General features: G+C 55.9%; 19 protein-coding genes. 9 read left to right on the forward strand and 10 right to left on the reverse strand.

Annotation, left to right across the window (positions count from 1 at the left end; all coding sequences use genetic code 11):
• Positions 1-2256, reverse strand: coding sequence for an NADP-dependent malic enzyme (locus RUA4292_RS20455; RefSeq protein ID WP_058279257.1), 2256 nt, complete (start codon positions 2254-2256; stop codon positions 1-3).
• Between the two features lie 161 nt (positions 2257-2417).
• On the opposite strand from RUA4292_RS20455, the gene mutS reads away from it, so the two are divergent.
• Positions 2418-5033 carry a DNA mismatch repair protein MutS gene (gene mutS / locus RUA4292_RS20460; protein ID WP_058279258.1) on the forward strand — a complete coding sequence of 872 codons (2616 nt, stop codon included), beginning with the start codon at positions 2418-2420 and terminating at the stop codon, positions 5031-5033.
• Positions 5034-5091: 58 nt separating this feature from the next.
• Here the strand turns inward: mutS and RUA4292_RS20465 are convergent, their stop codons facing one another.
• Positions 5092-5655, reverse strand: coding sequence for a nucleotide exchange factor GrpE (locus tag RUA4292_RS20465; protein ID WP_058275130.1), 564 nt, complete (start codon positions 5653-5655; stop codon positions 5092-5094).
• A gap of 10 nt (positions 5656-5665) precedes the next feature.
• Positions 5666-6730 carry a heat-inducible transcriptional repressor HrcA gene (hrcA, locus tag RUA4292_RS20470; RefSeq protein WP_058279259.1) on the reverse strand — a complete coding sequence of 355 codons (1065 nt, stop codon included), beginning with the start codon at positions 6728-6730 and terminating at the stop codon, positions 5666-5668.
• A gap of 112 nt (positions 6731-6842) precedes the next feature.
• Here hrcA and rph point away from each other — a divergent pair, with 112 nt between their 5' ends.
• Genes rph through RUA4292_RS20490 form a run of 4 tightly spaced genes read left to right on the forward strand, consistent with a single transcriptional unit; the run spans position 6843 to position 9668 of the window.
• Positions 6843-7556, forward strand: coding sequence for a ribonuclease PH (rph, locus tag RUA4292_RS20475; protein ID WP_058279370.1), 714 nt, complete (start codon positions 6843-6845; stop codon positions 7554-7556).
• Positions 7553-8167, forward strand: a complete 615-nt coding sequence (gene rdgB / locus RUA4292_RS20480; protein WP_058279260.1) for an RdgB/HAM1 family non-canonical purine NTP pyrophosphatase — start codon at positions 7553-7555, stop codon at positions 8165-8167. The genes rph and rdgB overlap by 4 nt, the downstream gene beginning before the upstream one ends.
• Positions 8160-9311, forward strand: a complete 1152-nt coding sequence (gene hemW, locus RUA4292_RS20485; protein WP_058279261.1) for a radical SAM family heme chaperone HemW — start codon at positions 8160-8162, stop codon at positions 9309-9311. Before rdgB ends, hemW begins: the two co-directional genes overlap by 8 nt.
• Before the next feature lie 3 nt (positions 9312-9314).
• The gene (locus RUA4292_RS20490) at positions 9315-9668 is read left to right on the forward strand and encodes a YbaN family protein (RefSeq protein WP_058279262.1); all 354 of its coding nucleotides are present in this window, start codon (positions 9315-9317) and stop codon (positions 9666-9668) included.
• On the opposite strand, the gene RUA4292_RS20495 is transcribed toward RUA4292_RS20490, so the two are convergent.
• The 7 genes from RUA4292_RS20495 to RUA4292_RS20525 all read right to left on the reverse strand — a co-directional run bounded on the left by RUA4292_RS20495 (position 9658) and on the right by RUA4292_RS20525 (position 17023).
• Positions 9658-10554: a ParB/RepB/Spo0J family partition protein gene (locus tag RUA4292_RS20495; protein ID WP_058279263.1), complete on the reverse strand. Its 897-nt coding sequence runs from the start codon at positions 10552-10554 to the stop codon at positions 9658-9660. The genes RUA4292_RS20490 and RUA4292_RS20495 overlap by 11 nt on opposite strands.
• 20 nt (positions 10555-10574) lie before the next feature.
• Positions 10575-11378: a ParA family protein gene (locus tag RUA4292_RS20500; protein WP_058279264.1), complete on the reverse strand. Its 804-nt coding sequence runs from the start codon at positions 11376-11378 to the stop codon at positions 10575-10577.
• Positions 11371-11985 carry a 16S rRNA (guanine(527)-N(7))-methyltransferase RsmG gene (gene rsmG / locus RUA4292_RS20505; protein WP_058279265.1) on the reverse strand — a complete coding sequence of 205 codons (615 nt, stop codon included), beginning with the start codon at positions 11983-11985 and terminating at the stop codon, positions 11371-11373. The genes RUA4292_RS20500 and rsmG overlap by 8 nt, the downstream gene beginning before the upstream one ends.
• Complete coding sequence (gene mnmG, locus RUA4292_RS20510) at positions 11982-13850, reverse strand: tRNA uridine-5-carboxymethylaminomethyl(34) synthesis enzyme MnmG (RefSeq protein ID WP_058279371.1); 1869 nt, start codon at positions 13848-13850, stop codon at positions 11982-11984. Before mnmG ends, rsmG begins: the two co-directional genes overlap by 4 nt.
• A 12-nt stretch (positions 13851-13862) precedes the next feature.
• Positions 13863-15149, reverse strand: coding sequence for a tRNA uridine-5-carboxymethylaminomethyl(34) synthesis GTPase MnmE (gene mnmE / locus RUA4292_RS20515; protein WP_058279266.1), 1287 nt, complete (start codon positions 15147-15149; stop codon positions 13863-13865).
• Positions 15150-15179: 30 nt separating this feature from the next.
• Positions 15180-16451 (reverse strand): transcription termination factor Rho, encoded by a 1272-nt coding sequence (gene rho / locus RUA4292_RS20520; RefSeq protein ID WP_058275260.1) that lies wholly within the window; start codon positions 16449-16451, stop codon positions 15180-15182.
• A gap of 122 nt (positions 16452-16573) precedes the next feature.
• A complete protein-coding gene (locus tag RUA4292_RS20525) occupies positions 16574-17023 on the reverse strand; it encodes a CopD family protein (RefSeq protein WP_058279267.1) in 450 nt (149 codons plus the stop codon).
• A 404-nt stretch (positions 17024-17427) separates the two neighbouring features.
• Between RUA4292_RS20525 and RUA4292_RS20530 the strand changes: the two genes are divergently transcribed.
• From RUA4292_RS20530 to dnaQ, 4 genes are read left to right on the forward strand one after another with little or no spacing between them, the layout of a single operon-like run.
• Positions 17428-18027 carry a Maf family protein gene (locus tag RUA4292_RS20530; protein ID WP_058279268.1) on the forward strand — a complete coding sequence of 200 codons (600 nt, stop codon included), beginning with the start codon at positions 17428-17430 and terminating at the stop codon, positions 18025-18027.
• Complete coding sequence (locus tag RUA4292_RS20535; protein WP_058279269.1) at positions 18024-18857, forward strand: shikimate dehydrogenase; 834 nt, start codon at positions 18024-18026, stop codon at positions 18855-18857. Before RUA4292_RS20530 ends, RUA4292_RS20535 begins: the two co-directional genes overlap by 4 nt.
• Positions 18854-19447 carry a dephospho-CoA kinase gene (gene coaE / locus RUA4292_RS20540; RefSeq protein WP_058279270.1) on the forward strand — a complete coding sequence of 198 codons (594 nt, stop codon included), beginning with the start codon at positions 18854-18856 and terminating at the stop codon, positions 19445-19447. Before RUA4292_RS20535 ends, coaE begins: the two co-directional genes overlap by 4 nt.
• Positions 19440-20162, forward strand: a complete 723-nt coding sequence (dnaQ, locus tag RUA4292_RS20545; RefSeq protein WP_058279271.1) for a DNA polymerase III subunit epsilon — start codon at positions 19440-19442, stop codon at positions 20160-20162. The genes coaE and dnaQ overlap by 8 nt, the downstream gene beginning before the upstream one ends.
• Positions 20163-20181 lie beyond the last annotated feature (19 nt).

Below are 20181 nucleotides of genomic sequence, written 5' to 3' on the forward strand. Positions count from 1 at the left end.
TTATCCAATATCGCAAGAGGCCAGAATGGCCATGTTCAGAATGTCATTTGCTGTCGAGCCGGTCGAACAGATCTGAATCGGCTTATCGACACCGGTCAGGATCGGGCCAATGACGTTCGCGCCACCCATCTCTTGCATCAGCTTGGTCGAGATCGAGGCCGAATGCCGTGCTGGAACAATCAGGATATTCGCCGGGCCCGTCAGACGCGAGAAGGGATAAGCCTCCTGCTGTTCCACGTTCAGCGCCACATCCACGGTCATCTCGCCATCATATTCGAAATCGACGCCTCGCTTATCCAGAATCTCGGGCGCAACATGCATTTTCTCAGCCCGCTCAGATACCGGATAGCCGAAGGTGGAAAAGCTGACAAAGGCAACGCGTGGGTCCAGCCCCAAATGCCGCGCGATCGAGGCCGAGCGTTCGGCGATATTGGCCAGGTCATGCTCATTCGGCCATTCATGGACCAGCGTGTCACCAATCAGAACGATCTTACCCTTGTGCAACAGCGCCGTCACACCAACGGCCCCATGTTCGGCATCCGCGTCAAACACATGATTGATGCGCTCCAGCACATGTGCCGATTTCCGCGTTGCACCGGTGACCATGCCATCGGCGTGACCATGCGCCAACATCAGGCAAGAGAACACATGGCGATCCCGCGCGGCCAGACGATGGATATCCTTGCGATCAAAACCACTGCGCTGCAGACGCTTGTAAAGGAAATCCTTATAGGCTTCGAGATGCGTGGTTGTGGAGGCGTTAATCACCTCCAGCTCGCGCACCGCGTCCTCCAGACCGGCGGCTTCCAGCTTTTCCTTTACATCGTCTGGACGACCAACAACCAGCGCCTTGCCAAAGCCCGATCGCTGATACATCACCGCCGCGCGCAAGACGCGTGGATCGTCGCCTTCGGCAAAGATCATCCGGCTTTGCGCCTGACGTGCGCGGGCGTTCAGGCCGCGCAGGATGCTGGCGGTCGGGTCCATGCGGGATTTCAGGCTCAGCTCATAGGCGTCCATGTCGATGATCGGGCGGCGGGCTGCCCCAGTGTCCATCCCGGCCCTTGCCACGGCGGGCGGAATACGGTGAATCAGGCGTGGGTCGAACGGCGTCGGGATAATGTAATCCCGGCCAAAAGTCAGAGATTTGCCATAGGCCATGGCGACCTCATCCGGCACATCCTCGCGCGCCAGATTGGCCAGTGCATGGGCACAGGCGATCTTCATCTCGTCATTGATAGCGCGGGCGTGAATGTCCAGCGCGCCGCGGAACAGGTAAGGGAAACCCAGAACGTTGTTCACCTGGTTCGGATAATCGCTGCGCCCGGTGGCGACGATGGCATCAACACGAACCTCATGCGCCTCTTCCGGCGTGATCTCAGGATCTGGGTTCGCCATGGCAAAAATCACGGGATTGTCCGCCATGCTGGCAACCATATCCTGCGTCACCGCGCCTTTGACCGACACGCCAAGGAACACGTCCGCGCCCCTCATCGCCTCTTCCAATGTGCGCAACTCGGTGGTGATCGCGTGGGCGGATTTCCACTGGTTCATGCCCTCGGTTCGGCCTTGGTAGATCACGCCCTTGGTGTCGCAGACGATGCAGTTCTCGTGTTTTGCACCCATCGACTTGAGCAGCTCGATACAGGCGATACCCGCAGCGCCCGCGCCATTCAGGACGATTTTCACGTCTTCGATCTTTTTGCCCGAGATACGCAGCGCATTCAGCAGACCCGCCGCACAGATCACGGCCGTGCCGTGCTGGTCGTCGTGGAAGACAGGGATATCCATCTCTTCCTTCAGGCGCTGTTCGATGATGAAACACTCAGGCGCCTTGATGTCTTCCAGGTTGATACCACCAAAGGTCGGTCCCATCAGACGCACGGCGCGGCAGAATTCGTCCGGGTCCTCGGTATCCAGTTCGATATCGATCGAGTTCACATCAGCGAACCGTTTGAACAGGACTGATTTGCCCTCCATCACCGGCTTCGAACCCAGCGCACCCAGATTTCCAAGGCCCAGAACCGCCGTGCCGTTCGAGATCACCGCAACCAGATTGCCCTTGTTGGTGTAGTCGTAAGCAGTCTCTGGGTTTTCGGCGATAGCTTCGCACGGAACCGCCACACCGGGGCTGTAGGCCAGCGACAGGTCGCGCTGCGTGGTCATGGGAACGGTGGCCTGAACCTCCCACTTGCCGGGTGTCGGGTCGAGGTGAAAGGCCAGCGCCTCTTCTTTGGTGATCTTCGCTTTGGGCATGTGATGGGTCGTTTCTTTACATCTGCGGGACTTTTGCCTCATAGCGCAGGCAGGCGCGCGCCTCAACGAGAATACTTTTCACCTTTCGTCGAGATGGGTGGATTTGTAAGGTCGCGACCGGAATACGCCAAAAGGGGTCAGCCTTGTCCACAGTCACGCCGATGATGGCGCAATATCTCGAAATCAAAGAGGCGCATGCCGATGCCTTGCTGTTTTACCGCATGGGCGACTTTTACGAGATGTTCTTTCAGGACGCCGTCAACGCCGCCGAAGCGCTGGACATCGCCTTGACCAAACGCGGAAAGCACAACGACACCGATATTCCGATGTGCGGCGTACCGGTCCATGCGGCCGAGGGGTATCTGCTGACGCTGATCCGAAAAGGGTTTCGCGTAGCCGTCTGCGAACAGATGGAAAGCCCGGCTGAAGCCAAGAAAAGAGGCTCTAAATCAGTTGTAAAGCGCGATGTTGTGCGTCTGGTGACACCTGGGACGTTGACCGAAGATGCCCTGCTTGAGGCACGCCGCCACAACTTCCTGGCCGCCTATGCCGAGGTTCGCGACGAGGCCGCGCTGGCTTGGGCCGATATCTCAACTGGCGCACTTCACGTGATGCCTTTGACCTCAGTGCGCCTCAGTCCCGAACTGGCCCGGCTGGCACCATCCGAGTTGATCGTGGCCGATGGTGTGCAGGACAAACTGAACGAACCCGTTATGGATCTGGGTATCTCGCTGACCCCAATCGGGCGTGCCAGCTTCGACAGCACTGCGGCGGAAAAGCGCATCTGCGGGCTGTTTCACGTGGGCGCACTGGACGCGTTCGGCAGTTTTGGCCGCGCCGAAATCTCGGCCATGGGCGCACTGATCGACTATCTGGAAATCACGCAAAAGGGTAAACTGCCGCTTCTGCAAACCCCATTGAAAGAATCCGAGGACCGAGTCATTCAGATCGACGCCGCCACACGGCGCAATCTGGAACTGACCCGATCCCTGTCCGGTGGCCGCGCTGGTTCGCTGCTATCTGTGATGGATCGTACTGTCACACCGGGTGGCGCAAGGCTATTGGATCAACGACTTTCCAGCCCATCCCGCAATCTGGATATCATCCATGGGCGGCTGGATGCTGTAACTTTTGCGGCCGAAGACAGCCTGATCACATCAGACCTGCGCGAGGCTTTGCGCAAAACCCCAGATCTGGACCGGGCGCTGTCCCGCCTGTCACTGGATCGGGGTGGCCCGCGGGATCTGACCGCCATTCGCAACGGCCTGACACAGGCCGCCGCAATCGCTGAACTCTGCGCGAGTCAAGACCTGCCGGTTGTCCTAGCCACCGCCCTGCAAAATCTGGTCGGATTTGACGACCTGCTGAACCTGCTTGACGAAGCGCTTGTGGCCGAACCCCCATTGCTGGCCCGGGATGGCGGGTTCATCGCCCCGGGTTATGATGCCGAACTGGACGAAGCCCGCACCCTACGCGACGAAGGTCGTTCCGTCATTGCCGGGTTTCAGCAGAAATATGCAGAACACACCGGCATCACGTCGCTCAAGATCAAGCATAACAATGTGCTGGGCTATTTCATCGAAACAACGGCTACCCATGCCGACAAAATGCTGAATCTTCCATTTTCGGAGACCTATATCCACCGCCAAACAACCGCCAACCAAGTCCGGTTCACGACAATGGAGCTGTCCGAGATCGAGGCCCGCATTCTAAACGCCGGAAACTTGGCACTTGAGGTAGAAAAGCGGCTCTATGCAAGGCTTTCTGGTGAAATTCTGGATAAGGCCGCACGGCTCAACCAAGCCGCGCGCGGTTTGGCTGAACTGGATCTGACCACTGCTCTGGCCGATCTGGCGCGTGGTGAGAATTGGTGCCGCCCACAGGTTGATGCCTCGCGCGCGTTCGATGTTCAGGGCGGAAGACACCCGGTGGTCGAACAGGCATTGCGCCAGCAAAACGGCGACGCCTTCATCGCCAATGACTGCGATCTCAGTGCTGATAAAGGCGCGGCGATCTGGCTGCTGACAGGTCCCAACATGGCCGGTAAATCGACCTTCCTACGCCAGAATGCCCTGATTGCCCTGCTTGCCCAGATGGGCAGTTACGTGCCTGCGGAACAGGCGCATGTCGGGCTAGTCAGCCAACTGTTCAGCCGCGTCGGAGCTTCGGATGATTTGGCCCGCGGACGCTCGACCTTCATGGTCGAAATGGTCGAAACCGCCGCCATCCTCAATCAGGCTGATGACCGCGCTCTTGTTATTCTTGATGAAATAGGTCGCGGCACGGCCACCTATGATGGCCTGTCCATCGCCTGGGCCACGCTGGAACATCTGCACGCCTCCAACAAATGCCGCGCCCTGTTCGCAACCCATTACCATGAACTCACCGCACTTGCCGGCAAACTGGAAGGCGTGGAAAACGCCACCGTTGCTGTCAAAGAATGGGAAGGCGAGGTGATCTTCCTGCACGAAGTCCACAAAGGCGCGGCTGACAGGTCCTATGGTGTCCAGGTCGCCCAATTGGCAGGACTGCCAGCTTCAGTCGTTGAACGTGCTCGTATCGTGCTGGACCAACTTGAAAAAACCGAACGTGAAGGGGGGAAGCAAAAGACCCTGATCGACGATCTGCCTTTGTTTTCAGCCGCCCCGCCACCGCCACCACCAGCGCCCAAAGCTTCTCCGGTAACCGGCATGCTAGACAATATTCTGCCGGATGAGCTTACCCCGCGAGAAGCACTCGACCTGATCTACAAACTGAAAGAGGCGGCCAAAACCTGACCGCCCCTTCATCTTTTCAAAAATACTCTCGCCCAAGGCTTGGCTTCAACGAAGCCAATTAACTTGCCGGAGTAGACGACACCCCAACCTGCGCCGGCCGCAGCAGGCGATCATGCAACATGAAGCCTTCTGCGGACACCTGTATTATGTCACCTGCACGGGTACCCGGCACCGGGGCCTCGAACATCGCTTCGTGCACGTTGGGATCAAACCGGTCGCCAACTTCGGGCGTGATCACTTCCATTCCATGCTTTTGGAACACGTCCTTCAGCGCACGCATGGTCAGTTCCACGCCTTCCAGAAGGGGTCCTGCCACTTCTTTCTGCTCATCGGTCGCGGCTTCAAGCGCACGTTTCATGTTGTCATAAACTGGCAGCATGTCGCGGGCCAGTTTCGATCCGCCATATTGTTCCGCATCGCGGCGCGCCCGGTCACCCCGCTTGCGCGCATTTTCCGCATCCGCCAGCGCGCGCATGAACTTGTCTTTGAAATCATCCCGCTCAGCACGCAGCGCATCAAGTTCCAGCGCTTCTTCACTGATCTCAGCAAATTCCTCGGCCAGCTCTTCCGCCTCGGCGGCTGCGATATCGTCCAGAAATTCTTCGTTCTTGGGCTCTGCCATCTCTTACCCTCTAGCTCCGGTCGGAAATCAGTTTGCCGACCAGTTGCGCCGTATAATCCACGATCGGCACGATCCGCCCATAATTCAGACGAGTGGGTCCGATGACCCCAACCGCACCAATTATCTTTCGATCAGCGTTCATATATGGAGACACCACCAAAGAGGAACCCGAAAGTGAGAAAAGTTTGTTCTCAGAGCCGATAAAAATGCGCACACCCTCGCCTTCTTCGGTCAATTCGAGGAATTCAGCAATGTCTTGCTTTCGCTCCAGGTCGTCAAACAACGTTCGGATTCGGTCCAATTCCTCGGCTTCGCCTGGCTCACCCAGCAGATTCGCCCGCCCGCGCACGATCAAACGGGCCGAGTCTGTCCCGTCCCCATCCCAGGCCGCCATGCCGCTTTCGACCATCTCGCGCGCCAATACATCAATTTCCTGCCTGCGCGCGGTAATCTTGGTCTGCATCTGACGCAGAACTTCGCTGAGCGTTCGTCCTTCGATCAGGGAATTCAGAAAGTTCGCCGCCTCGCGCATCGAACTGGGTGTCTGACCCGGCGGAGGCGTGAATAGCCGGTTTTCCACATGCCCATCCGCAAAGACCAGAACCACCAAAGCGCGGTCATGGGCCAGCGAGACGAACTCAATATGCTTGATCTCGGACTCTTGCTTGGGGGTCAGAACCAGCGATGCGCCATGTGTCACGTGTGACAAGGCCGAACCAACTCGGTCCAGCATCCCGCCTACATCACCCGCGTTAGAGCCTAGTGTTTCATCCAACTTCTGCCGATCGTCTACACCAAGATCACCCACTTCCAGCAACCCATCGACGAACATCCGCAGACCCATCTGCGTGGGCACACGGCCCGCACTGACGTGAGGGCTGTCGAGAAGACCCAAAAATTCGAGATCCTGCATCACATTGCGTACGGTGGCAGCGCTGACCTTTTCCGACAATGTGCGAGTCAGCGAGCGGCTTCCGACCGGTTCGCCGCTGTCCAGATAGCTCTCGACGATCAACCGGAACACCTCGCGTGACCGGTCATTCATATCGTCCAGAACTCTACTTGCTTCGCTCATCGGCAATCCTCTGCTGGATTGGCATTAAATCGCAGACATCTGAAAGGTCAATCGGGGTTGCATCCTAATGCACGGGGACGTTATCCCCAACCCAGCAAACAAAGGATTATCCATGCGACCCTCAGGACGAGACTTAAGCGAAATGCGCGCCGTTTCAATCGAAACGGGGTTTACCAAACATGCCGAAGGTTCCTGCCTGATCAAAATAGGCGATACCCATGTCCTGTGCACCGCCACGATTGAGGATCGCGTGCCGCCGTTCATCAAGGGCTCGGGCCTGGGTTGGGTTACTGCCGAATACGGTATGTTGCCCCGCGCAACAAACACCCGCATGCGGCGCGAGGCGGCCAGTGGCAAGCAGGGCGGCCGTACCGTAGAAATTCAACGCCTGATCGGTCGCTCGCTGCGCGCAGGCGTGGATCGGGTTGCATTGGGTGAGCGTCAGATCACCGTGGACTGCGATGTTATCCAGGCTGATGGCGGCACCCGCTGCGCCTCGATCACCGGTGGTTGGGTGGCGCTGCGTCTGGCCGTGAACAAGCTGATGAAAACCGGTGACGTCATTTCCGACCCGCTGGTCGATCCCGTCGCCGCTGTATCCTGCGGCATCTACGCGGGCCAGCCTGTCCTGGATCTGGACTATCCCGAAGACAGCGAAGCCGGCGTTGACGGTAACTTCATCATGACCGGATCAGGCAAACTGATCGAAGTGCAGATGAGCGCCGAGGGCTCTGTTTTCAGCCGTGATCAAATGAACCAGCTAATGGATCTGGCAGAAAAAGGCGTGGGTGAGCTGGTTGCGGCCCAAAAGGCAGCCACCGCATGACCCGCAAGTTCGACGGCGACAGGCTGCTGGTGGCCACGCACAACAAAGGCAAGCTTGAGGAGATGACCCATCTCCTTGAGGCCTTCGGTGTGAAGGTTGTTGGCGCGGCAGAGATGAACCTGCCGGAACCGGAAGAAACCGAAGATACATTCGTCGGTAACGCCCGGATCAAGGCCCATGCGGCGGCACAAGCTACCGGCCTGCCTGCCCTGTCGGACGATTCCGGAATCACGATCGACGCGCTGGACGGCGCGCCCGGTGTCTACACCGCCGATTGGGCAGAAACCGGCAATGGCCGCGATTTCCTGATGGCGATGACCTGCGCACATGATGAGCTCGAGGCCGCACAGGCGCCTCATCCCCGCACTGCACAATTTCGCTGCACGCTGGTCCTGGCCTGGCCTGATGGTCATGACGAAGTGTTTGAGGGCGTCATGCCCGGTCAGCTTGTCTGGCCCATCCGTGGGGAAAACGGCTTCGGTTATGACCCGATGTTCCAACCGGACGGGCACGATGTGACTTGTGCGGAAATGATTCCGGCGGAAAAACACAAAATCAGCCATCGCGGACGCGCCGTAAACGCCTTTGTTCAAGGCTGTTTCGGTGGATGACTGGCGGCATGGAGGTTTCGGCCTCTATGTGCACTGGCCTTTTTGCGAGGCTAAGTGCCCCTATTGCGATTTCAACAGCCATGTTTCGAAAAATATTGATCAAAAACAATGGCTTAAAGATTACTTAGCTGAACTGCACCGCTCGGCATCTGAAACCCCAGATCGGGTTTTAAGCACGATCTTCTTTGGTGGCGGCACGCCGTCCCTTATGGCACCAGAAACGGTGGCAGCCATTATCGACGAGGCGCGCAAGCTTTGGCGCCCCGCAAATGACATGGAAGTCACGCTTGAGGCCAACCCCGGATCAGTCGAGGCAGGCCGGTTTGCCGCCTATCGCGATGCAGGCGTGAACCGAGTTTCCATGGGCGTTCAGGCCCTGAATGACGAGGACCTGCGCCGATTGGGTCGTATCCACACGGTCTCCGAGGCCCGCGCCGCATTTGATATCGCCCGCGACTGCTTTGACCGCGTCAGCTTTGACATGATTTACGCACGTCAGCATCAAACCCCTAAGGCCTGGCAAGCAGAACTAACCGAGGCGCTGTCGATGGCCATCGATCACCTCTCGCTCTATCAATTGACGATTGAGGAAGGCACCGCCTTTGGGGACCGGTATGCAGTTGGTAAGCTGCGTGGACTGCCCGAGGATGACCACGCCGCCGACATGTATCTGGCCACACAAGAGATCTGCGAAGCCCACGGCCTGCCCGCCTATGAGGTTTCCAACCATGCCCGTCCGGGGGCAGAATCCCGGCACAACTTGATCTATTGGCGTTACGGAGATTACGTCGGTGTCGGACCCGGCGCGCACGGGCGTATTACGCTGGACGGCCAGAAGATAGCGACAGAGACCTATCTGTCACCCAACGCCTGGCTCAGTGCTGTTGAAAAAGGAAACGGCGAGAAAGAAAGATCATTGCTATCTACGCAAGATCAGGCAAGTGAATACCTTATGATGGGTATAAGAATTTCTGAAGGACTAGATGTTGATCGTTTCAATGCACTTTCCGATCTCACACTGCCAGAAAACAAACTGAGAGACCTGGAAGAGCTGGGTATGATACACCGATCAAACGGCCGATTGATCGCCACCAAAGATGGTCGCGCAGTCCTGAATGCGGTCATTCGAGAGTTATTGGGATAAACGATGCAGTACCTCTGGGCCGCAATGGGATTGATCTGCGTCGGGTTGGCTGTTGTCGGCATTGTGTTGCCGCTGCTGCCGACGGTCCCGTTTCTTTTGCTGGCCGCGTTCTTTTTTGCCCGATCTTCCTCCCGACTGCACACTTGGCTGGTCAGTCATGGAACCTTCGGGCCGATGATCTTGGATTGGCAACGCTCGGGCGCCATTCGTCCGGCCGCAAAAAAGGCGGCCACCCTGTCGGTTGCCGCCGTTTTTGGATTGTCTGTCGTTCTTGCGCTTCCAAGCCACGTCCTGATCATTCAGGCAGTTGTCCTTAGCGGGGTTATGATTTTTATCTGGACCCGCCCTAACGGCTGAGCTTGGCGCAAAGATCGTCCAATTGATCAAGGTTTTCGTAGGTCAGCACGACCTGCCCCGTTTCCGATCCCGCTTTGTGGTTGATGGCTACTTTCATCGCCAGAATGGCCGAAAGATCCTTCTCCAACGCGCGCGTATCCGCATCCTTGCCAGCATTCAGATTTCTGGACCGCGGCGCCGCCTGAGGAGCATCCTCCTGCTGTTGTTTTTTCACCAGCGCTTCAGTCGCACGCACGCTCAGCCCGTCCTTGACGACGATCTTCGCCAGCTCAGAGGGGTCTTCAGCTGTGATCAGCGCCCGGGCATGACCGGCAGACAGTTTTCCTTCAACAACAAGCTTCTGAACGTCCATCGGCAACGACAGCAAACGCAAAAGGTTCGCAATATGGCTGCGGCTTTTACCCAGTGCTTCGGCCAGCTTTTCCTGTGTATGGCCAAAACGATCCATCAACTGCTTGTAACCCGCGGCCTCTTCAACAGCGTTCAGGTCTGCGCGTTGAATATTCTCGATAATGGCGACTTCCAGAACTTCGGTGTCGTCAAAATCCCGCACAATAACCGGGATATCATGCAGCTGCGCCATCTGAGCCGCACGCCAGCGGCGTTCGCCTGCCACGATTTCATAGTCGCCGCCGCGAACCTCACGCACGATCAGCGGCTGAATGATGCCCTTTTCCTTGACCGAGGCCGCAAGTTCATCCAATCGCTCTTGCTGAAAGGTTCTGCGTGGCTGGTTCGGGTTCGCTCGCAGTTTTTCAATCGGAACTTTCATATCCGGACGGCGCGGGTCTGTGGGCATAAGCCCCCCGGTATCCTGCGTCACATCCGCCATCAAAGCGGAAAGTCCCCGGCCCAAACCTCTGGGTTTTGTTTTTTTGGCGGCCACGGTGCCCTCCTCACTGTCGCTTAGGCGGCGACTTTCTTGTTCTTGTGCATGACTTCCCGGGCCAGGTGCCGGTAAGCCATCGCCCCCAGTGATCCCGAGTCGTATTGCAAAACGGGCAACGCGTAAGACGGAGCCTCGCTGACCCGCACATTTCTGGGTATCTTGGTTTTAAATACCATCTCACCCAGATTGTCACGCGCGTCTTTTTCGACCTGGCGGGACAAGTTGTTGCGGTTGTCATACATGGTCAACACAACACCTTCGATTCTGAGGTCCGGATTCGCAGTCTGGCGCACCTCTCGGATAGTCAGCATCAATTGCGATAATCCTTCCAACGCAAAGAACTCACTCTGCAACGGCACCAGGACAGAATGTGCGGCGACCATAGCGTTGACGGTCAGAAGGTTTAACGAAGGCGGGCAGTCGATTAGCACAAAATCCAGGTCAAACTTGTCGATTGCGGTTTGACGCAGTGCGTCATGCAACAGATAGCTGCGTTTTTCATTGGATATCAGCTCAATATCCGCCGAGCTTAGATCAACCGTCGCCGGGACAACAAACAACCCCTCGATTTCGGTTTCCTGAACGACCGCCTCTAAAGGCGCGTCATCCAGTATCAGGTCATACGTCGTCCAATCCCGATCCTCGACCCCCAACCCGGTGGACGCGTTCCCCTGAGGATCAAGATCGACAACCAGCACTTTGCATCCAGCCTCAGCCAGGCCGGCCGCAAGGTTGATCGCTGTTGTGGTTTTCCCAACCCCGCCCTTCTGATTGGCTACCGCAATAATCCGGGGCCCTGAGGGACGAGACAAATCAACCACGTGATACTCCTTTGATTTTAAGGATAACGGCCTGAGGCTCAGTTAAACTTGTAATCGGGTCAACGTCGAAATTCCATTCTTCCTGCGCCTCTTCCAGCTCTTTTTTCCACCTTTCGCCTTTCGGCAACAGCGCCAGCCCCTTTTTGCTCAAATGTCTGTCGCAAAAGGACAATAGTGTAGGAAGATCAGCAAGGGCCCGCGCAGAAAGGATATCTGCGCTCAATGGTTCAACCACTTCGATTCGCTTGGACACAACAGTGCATTTCGCGCCGCACTCGCGTGCAACGTTGCGCAGAAAGGCGGACTTTCGTTGGTCACTTTCAATAAAGGTGAACTGAGCGTCTGGTGCGTCTTCAATGGCCATTATGGCACAAACCATCCCGGGGAATCCGCCTCCGCTACCCAAATCCACCCAGTTTTCGAATAGGCCTGCGCATCTATAAACTTGTACGGAATCCTTTATGTGTCGAACCCAGATGTCATCCAAGCTTTTCCGTGAAACAAGATTAATCTTCGGGTTCCACCGCCAAACAAGCTCCACATAGATTGTGAGACGCTCGAATGTTTCACGTGAAACATCCAAATCATCAATAGTGGTCCCATTCATACCTTGCGGACCTTCTGATCGCGACGAAGCTTAGCCAATAATAACGTCAGTGCCGCAGGGGTAACTCCTTCGACACGCCCCGCCTGCGCAATGTTCTCAGGCTTTGCATTTGAAAGCTTTTGCTTCATTTCAGAAGATAACCCCTCCATCGCAAAATAGTCGAAACCCCGTGGAATCTCATAAGATTCATCGCGTTTCATCGCCTCAACATCTTTTTGTTGCCGGGCAATGTAGTTTGCGTACAAAGCGTCCCGCTCTACTTGCAGACGAATCTCCTCCTCAACACTCTCAATCTCGGGCATCAGAGGAACAAGATCACCAAAGTGAACATCCGGGAATGCCAGAATAGCCATCCCGTCCCTGCGGTTTCCATCTTGATTGACATTGATACCAGCTGCCCGAACTTCTTTGGGAGTAAAGGTCTTTTCTGTAAGTTGGGACTTTGTGGCGGACAGCCTCTCCATTTTATGGGTAAACACTCTCTTCCGCTCACCGCCAACACAGCCGATATCCAAGCCAATTGGCGTGAGGCGCTGGTCTGCGTTATCCGCACGTAGTGATAAACGGAATTCTGCGCGTGACGTGAACATGCGATAAGGTTCCACAACACCGCGTGTTGTCAGGTCGTCGATCATCACGCCGATATAGCTATCAGCACGTGTAAAATGTAGTGGCTCCCGGCCAAGCACCTTTAGCGCAGCATTGAACCCCGCAACCAAGCCTTGCGCAGCTGCCTCCTCATATCCTGTGGTTCCGTTTATTTGCCCTGCTAGATATAGTCCTTCGACATCTGGTAGCGCGAGAGTCGATGTCAAAACACGCGGATCCACATAATCATACTCAATCGCATAACCAGGCTGCAGGATCTCTGCCGCCTCAAGGCCTTTGATTGAATGCACATATTCAAGCTGCACGTCCTGAGGTAAAGAGGTCGAAATCCCGTTTGGATAGATTGTGTGATCATCGACGCCTTCGGGCTCCAGGAAAATCTGATGTGATTCCTTATCAGCAAAACGTACGATCTTGTCCTCGATGGATGGGCAATACCTGGGGCCCACCCCATCAATATGTCCGCCATACATCGCAGATCGAGACAAGTTTTTTTCAATGATTTCGTGCGTCCGCGCGTTTGTATGCGTGATTCCGCAGGAAATCTGTGGGGCAATCACCGTTGTTGACAAGAATGAAAACAAGGTTGGGTCATCATCCCCGTCTTGCTGTTCCAGATCACTCCAATCAATCGTCCGACCATCCAGCCTCGGCGGTGTTCCTGTTTTCAAACGCCCCAGGGGTAGCTCGAAACTGTCGAGCCGTTCTGCCAATTTGACTGACGGGCGATCACCCATACGACCGCCGGGCCGAGATACATCACCAATATGAATGACACCGCGCAAGAAGGTTCCGGACGTCAGGATAACCGTTTTGCTCTTGATTTCAGAACCGTCGGCCAGTTTCACACCTGAAACTTGGTTCCCGTCCATCAGGAAATCGACAACTTCCCCGGTAACGACGAAAAGATTTATCTGTTTTTCCGTCTCTTTCTGCATGGCCGCGCGGTACAGCGCACGATCTGCCTGTGTTCTGGGACCTTGAACGGCTGGTCCTTTGCGTCGATTAAGCAAGCGGAATTGAATGCCGGCCTGATCGGCAACACGTCCCATGACACCATCCAGGGCATCAATTTCACGGACCAAATGGCCTTTACCCAGCCCACCAATTGCCGGGTTGCAGGACATGACACCTATATCTGATGCGGACAAAGTGACCAGTGCTGTCTTGACACCCATACGCGCTGCCGCATGAGCTGCTTCGGTACCCGCATGGCCTGCGCCAATTACAATCACGTCGAAATCTGAATGTTTCACGTGAAACACTCCTTACTTACCCAGGCAGAAACTCGAGAAGATCTCATCCAAAAGGTCTTCAACACCGATTCTGCCAACCAAGGTTTCAAGTGCACGGATTGCCGTGCGTAATTCTTCTGCTGCGATATCATACAAGTCTGGACCCGATTTCAGAACCGCCATGGCAGAACTCAGGGATTCCCGCGATTTGATCAAAGCAACCCGGTGCCTTTCCCGCGTCGAAATACCACTGCTTGTAGTTCGGGTACTAAGTACATCCGAAATCTGGGAAATGAGTTGATCAATACCCTGCCCGGTTTTTCCGGATATTCCACCTTCGGACGGATCTCGAAGATCAGATTTCGGCAAAACCTGTATATCGCCATTCATCATCTGAACACCCAGGTCCTTCGGGTCATCTGTCAGGAACACACGCAAATCAGCTGAATCCGCCCGCTTTCTAGCCAGTTCAATTCCCAGGCTTTCGACGTGATCCTCAGTTTCCCGCAATCCTGCGGTGTCCAGCAACGTGACCGGAAGTCCTGCAAGATCCATTCTAACCTCGATCACATCGCGAGTAGTTCCGGCATATTCCGAAGTAATCGCCGCCTCTCGCCCTGCCAGAGCATTTAGCAAGGTTGATTTTCCGGCATTCGGAAGACCAACAATCGCGACTTCAAACCCTGTTCGAATTCGCTCTGCAACCGTTACCCCATCTGCTTCACGTTGCAGATCAGCCATAACGCCCTTCACAAGGGATTTGACCTCGGGTGTAACGTCTTTTGGAATGTCCTCATCCGCGAAATCAATGACGGCTTCCAGCAAGGATGCAGCACGGATCAGATCGCGTCGCCACCTTTCCGCCAGAACACCTAAATCACCAGCCAGAATAGTCTGCGCTTGTTTGCGTTGCGCCTCGGTTTCCGCATCAATCAGATCAGCAAGACCTTCGACCTGCGTCAGGTCCATCTTGCCGTTTTCCAGCGCGCGTCGGGTGAACTCACCAGGCTCCGCCAGCCGCAGCCCGTCCATATCGGAAAGGCATCGCATCACTGCGTTCACCGAAGCTGTGCTGCCATGGATCTGCAGTTCGGCCACGTCTTCGCCGGTAAAACTGGCCGGGGCCTGAAAGGTCAGAACCAGCCCGTCATCCAACCGCGCGCCATCAGCGGCGCACAGCGAATGGACCCGCATGCCACGAGATGGCAGCGGGCTTCCGGTTAAGCTGGCAGCTGCGGAATGCGCGTGTGGTCCCGAGAGGCGGATGACCGCCACCCCGGCTTTACCTTGCGCGCTGGCCAAGGCGAATATCGTATCCATTCGAAGGCCTCGCGTCGTTTAAGACCTGTGTCAGGTGTTCATCGAATCGAAGAACTCACCGTTCGTCTTGGTCTGTTTCAACTTGGACAACAGGAACTCGACCGCGTCGGTTGTGCCCATCGGGTTGAGGATACGACGCAAGACGAATGTCTTGGCCAGATCGCCCTTGTCGACCAGCAGATCCTCTTTCCGGGTGCCGGACTTGAGGATGTCGATGGCCGGGAACACGCGTTTATCTGCGATCTTGCGATCCAGAACGATTTCCGAGTTACCGGTGCCTTTGAATTCTTCGAAGATAACTTCGTCCATCCGACTGCCCGTGTCGATCAGCGCGGTGGCGATGATGGTCAGCGAACCACCCTCTTCGATATTCCGCGCGGCACCAAAGAACCGCTTGGGCCGTTGCAGAGCGTTCGCGTCCACACCACCGGTCAGAACTTTACCCGACGATGGCACCACAGTGTTGAAGGCCCTACCAAGTCTTGTGATCGAGTCGAGAAGAATAACAACATCTCGTTTATGCTCGACCAAACGCTTGGCTTTTTCGATCACCATCTCAGACACAGCCACGTGGCGCGTTGCGGGTTCGTCGAAAGTTGAAGACACAACTTCACCCTTCACCGAACGCTGCATGTCGGTCACCTCTTCGGGGCGTTCGTCGATCAGCAGAACAATCAGATAGCACTCTGGGTGGTTCTGTTCGATCGAATGCGCGATGTTCTGCAGGATCACTGTTTTACCGGTCCGCGGCGGCGCCACAATCAGCGATCGCTGACCTTTACCGATAGGAGCCACCAGATCAATCACACGGGCCGACTTGTCCTTGATGGTGGGATCCTCGATCTCCATCTTCAGGCGTTCATCGGGATAGAGCGGCGTCAGGTTGTCAAACGCGATCTTGTGTCTGGCTTTTTCCGGTTCTTCAAAGTTGATCTTGGTGACCTTGATCAGCGCAAAGTAACGCTCATTGTCATCAGGCGCTTTGATATCCCCTTCGACCGTATCACCGGTGCGCAAGGAATGCTGGCGGATCATGTCGGGTGAGACATAGATATCATCCGGACCTGGCAAATAATTCGCCTCGGGCGAGCGCAGAAAGCCAAAGCCGTCTTGCAGCACTTCCAGCACGCCGTCGCCGCCAACGGTCCAGCCTTCATCCGCGCGTTCGCGCAGAATCTGGAACATCATCTCGCCTTTTCGCATGGTCGAGGCGTTTTCGATCTCCAGCTCTTCGGCCATCGCCAGAAGGTCTTTGGGGCTTTTGGCCTTCAGGTCGGCCAGATTCAGGGATTCAGTGGACATGATATATACCTTCGCCGCTGACATTGCGGCACGAAGTGGAATTTCAGTAAGGAAGATACGCCGCCCGGACGGGCGTGTTGATCCCTACATAAGCGCGCGGGCCGTCGGAGTCAAACAGGCCCTCAGAACTTCACAACGACCGCCAGAACGATGATAACCATCAGAACGGTGGGAACCTCGTTCATCATGCGAAACTGCCGCCCAGTGAGCTTATTTCGGCCTTCCAGGAAATCCCTACGTCTCGCCATCAACCAATGATGGAACCAGGTCATGCCTATTACGGCAGCACCCTTGATCCAGGGCCAGGACCATTCCCACCCGACAATGCCGGGCGTGAACACCATGATCAACCCGCAGAGCCACGCTACATACATCGCAGGGCGCATGATCACACGCAGCAGCTTCTCTTCCATCTCAAAGAAGATGGTTTCTGCGCCTTCGAGCTTTTGGGCTTTCTCAACGTGATAGACGTATAGTCTGGGCAAATAGAACAAACCTGCCATCCATGAGATCACAGCCATGATGTGCAATGACTTCACCCACGGGTAAATCGTGAAAAGAAGATCGATCATTCTGGCTCCGAGCGTTGGTTGGAACCCTCCCTAATAAAAAAATAGGAAAAGAAAAAGGATGATGGTTTTGTAGGGTGAGTAAATTCCGTGGATTACTTTTTTACGCATGTGTTTTCCCCAGGTGGATAGAATTGTGCCGCGAATGGATGATTCTGTTGATTTCAATTTTTATAATTAAGATTCAATATCTTAGACTGAAATCATTCAAACTTATCTGGGGATAACTAGTTGAGTAAGACAGGAAATCCCAGTTTTCCCGCGCAGCAAAGTTATCCTTGTCCCAAAAGGACGGTCTTCGAAGGACTCAGGGAAGTTTCAGGCGAAATTCCCGGGGTTGCGTGTCAACCGGAAAACCATACAAACCATCCTAGAACGCTCAACGATTTGCTCATGGGGTTTTCCACATGTCTGTCCCCATCATCCTCGCCTCGGGGTCATCTATCCGCGCGCAGCTTTTGCGCAATGCGGGCGTGCCGTTCACGGTGCAAACCGCGCGGGTTGACGAAGACACCGCAAAGCGCGCCCTTTTGGCCGAAAACGCGCCACCACGGGATATCGCAGACACTTTGGCCGAAATGAAGGCCCGCAAGGTTAGTGACAAGAAACCAGGCGCGATGGTTCTGGGCTGTGATCAGGTGCTGGACTTCGATGGCCAGCTTTTGTCGAAACCGGAAACACCCGAAGACGCGCTGGCGCAGTTGAAGGCTATGCGGGGCAAGCGGCATATACTGTTGTCTGCGGCCGTGATCTATCAGAATGGTGAACCGATCTGGCGCCACGTTGGTCAGGTACGTCTGCGCATGCGGATGAGCTCGGACGCCTATCTGCGCGACTATGTTGATCGCAACTGGGACAGCATTCGCCATGCGGTCGGGGCTTATAAGCTTGAAGAAGAAGGTGTGCGCCTGTTCGCGACCATTGACGGCGACTATTTTAATGTTTTGGGTATGCCCCTGTTGGAGTTGCTGAATTTTCTGGCTGTGAAAGGGATGATTGATCAATGACGGACAACCAAATTCCATTGGCCGGCGTGATTGGGCATCCGATTGGACATTCAAAATCCCCTAAACTGCATGGACATTGGCTAAAGACCTATGGGCTGCCCGGGCACTATGTCCCTATGGACGTCGCACCCGAGGATTTGGAGAGTGTACTGCGGACCCTGCCCAAAGCCGGGTATGTCGGCGCAAATGTAACCGTCCCCCATAAAGAAGCCGCATTGCAGATTGCGGATCACGTGTCGGATCGGGCGGCAAAGATTGGTGCGGCAAATACACTTGTCTTTCAGCCTGATGGCTCGATCCACGCAGACAACACCGATGGCTACGGATTTATGGAAAACCTGCTTGCAGGGGCGTCCGACTGGAACCCACAGGACGGGCCGGCCGTGGTCTTCGGCGCGGGTGGAGCTGCGCGCGCCGTTTTGCAGGCACTGGTAGATGCCGGAGTGCCCGAGATCATGCTGACCAACCGCACGCGTGCCCGGGCCGACCAATTGAAAGCAGAGTTTGGGCCGCGCATTACAGTGGTTGATTGGGTCAAGGCCGGCAATGTGATCGAGAATGCGGAGCTGGTGGTGAACACAACATCTCTGGGTATGCAGGGACAGCCCGAATTGCGTGTGCCGTTGGATGGTTTGCAGCCGGGTGCTGTGGTTACCGACCTTGTCTACGCCCCTCTGAAAACCAAGCTTCTGCAAGCGGCCGAAGAGGCCGGGTGCACAACAGTTGACGGTCTGGGCATGTTGCTGCACCAGGCGGTTCCGGGCTTTGAGCGTTGGTTTGGAAAACGGCCCGAGGTAACGGATGAGTTGCGCGCCACGGTGCTGGGATGAGCTTTGCACTTGGCCTGACAGGCTCGATCGGAATGGGCAAAAGCACCACGGCACAGATGTTCGTGGATGAAGGCTGTGCGCTTTGGGATGCGGATGCGGCTGTGCATCGGCTGTATTCAAGGGGCGGCGCTGCGGTAAAACCAATGCGCGACGCGTTTCCTGAGGCAATTGTTGATGGCGTGGTTAGTCGGGATGCCTTGAAACAGACCATTTCCGCGGACCCAACAACATTGAAAGTGATCGAAGGCATCGTTCACCCTTTGGTGGCCGCCGACCGGGCGGGTTTTCGGGATAGCGCCACGGCGGACATTCTGGTTTTCGACATCCCTTTGTTGTTTGAAACAGGCGGCAATGCGGCGATGGATGCGGTTGTTTGTGTTCAGGTCCCGGCCGACGAGCAAAAGCGACGTGTGATGGAGCGCGGAACGATGACTGAGGCGCAGTTCGAACAGATCCGCGCCAAGCAGATGCCCAATGACGAAAAATGCGCGCGGTCGGACTTTGTGATCGTGACGGACACACTGGACCACGCCCGCGCACAGGTTCAGGATGTGGTCAGACAGATACGGGCGGGGATGGCAGATGCGTGAGATTGTACTCGATACCGAAACCACGGGGTTTGATCCCGAAAGCGGTGACCGGATCGTTGAAATCGGTGCAGTCGAACTGTGGAACCATATGGCCACGGGTGAGACCTATCACGTTTACATCAACCCCGAGCGTTCGATGCCCGAAGAGGCGTTTGGCGTGCACGGTATCGGCCCCGACCTGCTGGACACTCCGCGCCCCCCGGAAAAGGGCGAAGTCACGCTGAAAGACAAGCCGGTTTTTGCCAAGGTTGGTCAGGGCTTCCTTGATTTCATTCAGGATTCCAAACTGGTGATCCACAACGCCTCGTTCGATATGAAATTTCTGAATGCGGAACTCAGATGGATGGGGTTGCCGCAGCTGCCGATGGATCAGGCGCTGGACACGCTGGCGATTGCGCGCAAACGGTTTCCGGGATCGCCCGCATCATTGGATGCGTTGTGTCGACGGTTCAACATCGACAATACGAACCGTGTTTTGCACGGGGCGCTGCTGGACTCGGAAATTCTGGCCGAGGTTTATCTGGAGCTTATTGGCGGGCGACAGCCCGACTTTGGCCTGTCCACCAGCGCGGCTTCTGCCGGTGGCGGAGGGGACGATTGGCGGCCTGCTGCGCGCCCGACGCCGCTGGCGTCGAAAATTACCGAAGAAGAACGCGCGGCACATGAGACATTTGTAGAAAAACTGGGCGAAAACGCCCTGTGGACCCGCGCCTGAGCCCTTGCCCGGCGCGGGT

Source organism: Ruegeria atlantica, from assembly GCF_001458195.1.
GTDB classification, from domain to species: domain Bacteria; phylum Pseudomonadota; class Alphaproteobacteria; order Rhodobacterales; family Rhodobacteraceae; genus Ruegeria; species Ruegeria atlantica.

Excerpts from the sequence above, each read along its gene's own strand:
- RUA4292_RS20455 (WP_058279257.1), bottom strand. The coding sequence starts at position 2,256 with ATGCCCAAAGCGAAGATCACCAAAGAAGAGGCGCTGGCCTTTCACCTC.
- mutS (WP_058279258.1), top strand. The coding sequence starts at position 2,418 with ATGATGGCGCAATATCTCGAAATCAAAGAGGCGCATGCCGATGCCTTG.
- RUA4292_RS20465 (WP_058275130.1), bottom strand. The coding sequence starts at position 5,655 with ATGGCAGAGCCCAAGAACGAAGAATTTCTGGACGATATCGCAGCCGCC.
- hrcA (WP_058279259.1), bottom strand. The coding sequence starts at position 6,730 with ATGAGCGAAGCAAGTAGAGTTCTGGACGATATGAATGACCGGTCACGC.
- rph (WP_058279370.1), top strand. The coding sequence starts at position 6,843 with ATGCGACCCTCAGGACGAGACTTAAGCGAAATGCGCGCCGTTTCAATC.
- rdgB (WP_058279260.1), top strand. The coding sequence starts at position 7,553 with ATGACCCGCAAGTTCGACGGCGACAGGCTGCTGGTGGCCACGCACAAC.
- RUA4292_RS20490 (WP_058279262.1), top strand. The coding sequence starts at position 9,315 with ATGCAGTACCTCTGGGCCGCAATGGGATTGATCTGCGTCGGGTTGGCT.
- rsmG (WP_058279265.1), bottom strand. The coding sequence starts at position 11,985 with ATGAATGGGACCACTATTGATGATTTGGATGTTTCACGTGAAACATTC.
- mnmE (WP_058279266.1), bottom strand. The coding sequence starts at position 15,149 with ATGGATACGATATTCGCCTTGGCCAGCGCGCAAGGTAAAGCCGGGGTG.
- rho (WP_058275260.1), bottom strand. The coding sequence starts at position 16,451 with ATGTCCACTGAATCCCTGAATCTGGCCGACCTGAAGGCCAAAAGCCCC.
- RUA4292_RS20525 (WP_058279267.1), bottom strand. The coding sequence starts at position 17,023 with ATGATCGATCTTCTTTTCACGATTTACCCGTGGGTGAAGTCATTGCAC.
- RUA4292_RS20530 (WP_058279268.1), top strand. The coding sequence starts at position 17,428 with ATGTCTGTCCCCATCATCCTCGCCTCGGGGTCATCTATCCGCGCGCAG.
- RUA4292_RS20535 (WP_058279269.1), top strand. The coding sequence starts at position 18,024 with ATGACGGACAACCAAATTCCATTGGCCGGCGTGATTGGGCATCCGATT.
- coaE (WP_058279270.1), top strand. The coding sequence starts at position 18,854 with ATGAGCTTTGCACTTGGCCTGACAGGCTCGATCGGAATGGGCAAAAGC.
- dnaQ (WP_058279271.1), top strand. The coding sequence starts at position 19,440 with ATGCGTGAGATTGTACTCGATACCGAAACCACGGGGTTTGATCCCGAA.